Source organism: Proteus sp. G4380 (assembly GCF_963885725.1).
GTDB classification, from domain to species: Bacteria; Pseudomonadota; Gammaproteobacteria; order Enterobacterales; family Enterobacteriaceae; genus Proteus; species Proteus mirabilis.
Map to the genome: position 1 here is coordinate 1 of NZ_CAWPAV010000178.1, position 3,329 is coordinate 3,329.

Genomic DNA, 3,329 nt, shown 5'->3' on the forward strand with positions numbered 1-3,329 from the left:
TTTTTGGAAAATGCCAAATAAGACTATTTTATTTATTAAAACAAAAGCGAGTGATAGCAATCTTCGTGAAAAAGAATAAATTGCCATATATTCACTTAAGTCAAATTTACAAAAATTATAAATGTGGTAAAAAAAATAGAGAAATCGTTTTAAACGATCGTTTTTTGCTGGTTTTATAGATAAATTCTATTAATATCTGCTCAACTATCGGTAATATTTAATTGTTAAAAAATAGAAAAATATATTACTTTGTCTAATGTTTTGTGAGTGATTTTTTATCTGATTGATATTGTTTGGTTTTTTATTTGATTTTATTACATCTATCTCATCATTTATCCGGTGCATCGTAAAAAGATAGCGTACTTATACTTATAAGATGATGTTTCATAAAATGTATTTTATGGATAGTTTTTTTATAAAATGAAACGAAAAATGGCTTTTTGTTAAGTAAAAAAGCACGCTGAAAGGGGGCATTTAAGTAAATTTTAAAATGAAAATTTATTATTTGTAAATAAAATAGAAATATTGTTTATTCATTTTTATTGGAAATTACAAAGCGTATTTTTATCGTATAAAAATAAAAGATACTTTTATTACTCGTATTGGGAGTAAATCAATATATTTAATTTGCTATATTAATTGTAACAAAATGTTTCATTTTCGAGTGCGCTTCTTCTATAGGGAGTGAGTAATTCAAGCAATTATCCCGATTCTGTTTTACTATCGGCTATATAGAGAAAAACTTAAATCTGAAGGTATAAACATGATTTCCAGTACATCAAAAGGAACACTCTATGGCATTGTGGCGATATTCCTTTGGAGTACCATTGTTGGGTTAATTCGCAATATCAGTGAGTATTTTGGTGCGGTAGGGGGTGCTGCGCTGATTTACACAACGGGAACGCTATTTTTGATTTTGATCTTAGGGGTACCTAAGTTATCTCTTTTTCCTAAGCGTTACCTTGCTTGGGGGGCACTTTTATTTGTTAGTTATGAAATCTGTTTATCGTTGGCGCTAGGATTTGCTAGTGATAGAGCACAAGCTATAGAGCTTGGCATGGTTAACTATTTATGGCCCAGCTTTACACTGGCATTAGCGGTATTCTTAAATAAACAGCGATTCTCTATCCTATTGATTGTGGGTTTATTATGCTCATTCAGTGGGCTTGTTTGGGTTGTTAGTGGTGATAATCCACTGACAATAGAAAGCTTATGGAATAATATTTGTCGTAACCCTCTCAGTTATATTTTGGCGTTTATCGGCGCCGTGTTATGGGCATTTTATAGTAATGTGACTCGTCTTATTTCGGGGGGACATAATGGTATTGTGCCTTTCTTTTTCTTAACGGCATTGGCACTTTGGGGGCAATATATTTTTTCTGCTCCAATCGAGTGGGTGGTTAATGTAAAAAGTATCTCACTGTTACTTATTACTGGGGCTGCGATAGGGTTAGCTAATGCAGCGTGGACGGCAGGAATGATCAGCGGTAATGTGACATTATTAGCGACGCTTTCTTATTTTACTCCGGTAATTTCTACGGCTTTTTCATCCCTACTACTCTCTACAGCACTCTCTTTTTCATTTTGGCAAGGCGTTATGATGGTGACAGGCGGCTCTTTAATTTGTTGGTTAGCGACTCGTCAAAAAATGACAAAAATGCCAAAAACGAGCAAATCGAATGTAAAACAGGGTTCTTAAGTCAAATTTTCGTGCCAATTGGGGGTATTTGAATAAATACTCTCGATTTTAAAAAAGTCTCATTGGTATAAGTTGAAATTTTTTCACTATGCGACAAGGCTAATATCCGCTTATCTATATTACTTATAAGTTAAAAGATCTAACTTCTATTTAGAAGCTACCTATATGATAAGAACAAAGGGATTGCTATGAAACTTGAGACACTTTCTGTTCACGCTGGTTATTCACCTGATCCAACCACCAAAGCTGTTGCGGTGCCTATTTACCAAACCACCTCTTATGCATTTGATGATACGCAACATGGTGCTGATCTATTTGACTTAAAAGTACCTGGCAATATCTACACGCGTATCATGAACCCAACCAATGATGTATTGGAACAACGCGTTGCCGCCTTAGAAGGAGGGATTGCAGCAGTTGCTGTGGCATCGGGTATGGCTGCGATTACTTATGCTATCCAGACCATTGCACAAGTGGGCGATAACATTGTGTCGGTTGCGAAACTCTATGGTGGTACATATAACTTAATGGCACATACTTTTCCCCGTATCGGTATCGAAGCGCGTTTTGCCCCCCATGATGATCTGCTGGCACTTGAAGCGTTAATTGATGAGAAAACCAAAGCGGTATTTTGTGAATCTATCACTAATCCAAGTGGTAATATTGTTGATATTCAAGCTCTCGCCACTGTGGCTCATCGTCATGGTGTCCCTTTAATTGTTGATAATACGGTAGCAACGCCTTACCTATGTCGCCCTTTTGAGCATGGTGCTGATATTATTATTCACTCACTCACTAAATATATTGGTGGTCATGGTAACTCTATTGGTGGGATCGTCGTTGATTCAGGTAAATTTCCTTGGGCTGAACATAAAGATCGTTTTGAAATCCTCAATACACCGGATGTCTCTTATCATGGGGTTAATTATGTTGAGCACTTTGGTGCGGCTGCTTATATTGCGCGATGCCGTGTTGCTCCATTGCGTGGAACAGGAGCCGCCCTTTCGCCATTTAACGCCTTCTTAATTCTTCAAGGTCTAGAAACATTAGCGTTACGTATGGAGCGTCATACTGAAAATGCGCAAAAAGTTGCTGAATATTTGCAAAATCATCCTCAAGTTGTCTGGGTTAAATATGCAGGTTTAACCAGCCACCCAGAGCATGATTTAGCAGTACGTTATATGTCAGGTAAACCTGCTGGTATTCTCTCTTTTGGTATCAAAGGTGGTGCTGAAGCGGGTGCGAAATTTATCGATGCATTGAAATTGATTGTACGTCTTGTCAATATTGGTGATGCTAAATCCTTGGCTTGTCATCCTGCATCAACCACTCATCGCCAACTCAATGATGAAGAGCTAGAACGCGCGGGGGTTTCTCGTGATTTAATTCGACTTTCAATTGGTATTGAACATATAGACGATATTATCGCTGATCTAGAACAAGCATTAAACGCCAGTTTTTAACCGTTATTAATAATAGTTAATTAATAACGATTAAGTAATAGTAATTTAATTAATAATAGAAAGGCCTTCTTTAAATTTAAAGATGGCTTTTTATTTAAAAAAAAACAAATAATAGCTCTTTTAAAGGAGTGTTTAATTTATTCTCTATGAGAGAAAGTGTGTTTTAT

2 protein-coding genes are annotated in these 3,329 nt (G+C 36.1%); both read left to right on the forward strand.

Annotation, left to right across the window (positions count from 1 at the left end; genetic code table 11):
* The first annotated feature begins 763 nt into the window (after positions 1 to 763).
* Positions 764 to 1,699 (forward strand): aromatic amino acid DMT transporter YddG, encoded by a 936-nt coding sequence (gene yddG, locus AACU98_RS15565; protein ID WP_004245877.1) that lies wholly within the window; start codon positions 764 to 766, stop codon positions 1,697 to 1,699.
* A gap of 188 nt (positions 1,700 to 1,887) precedes the next feature.
* Entirely contained in the window at positions 1,888 to 3,162 is a 1,275-nt protein-coding gene (locus tag AACU98_RS15570; RefSeq protein ID WP_004250120.1) for a bifunctional O-acetylhomoserine aminocarboxypropyltransferase/cysteine synthase, read from the forward strand.
* The last annotated feature ends 167 nt before the right edge of the window (positions 3,163 to 3,329 follow it).

Excerpts from the sequence above, each read along its gene's own strand:
- yddG (WP_004245877.1), top strand. The coding sequence starts at position 764 with ATGATTTCCAGTACATCAAAAGGAACACTCTATGGCATTGTGGCGATA.
- AACU98_RS15570 (WP_004250120.1), top strand. The coding sequence starts at position 1,888 with ATGAAACTTGAGACACTTTCTGTTCACGCTGGTTATTCACCTGATCCA.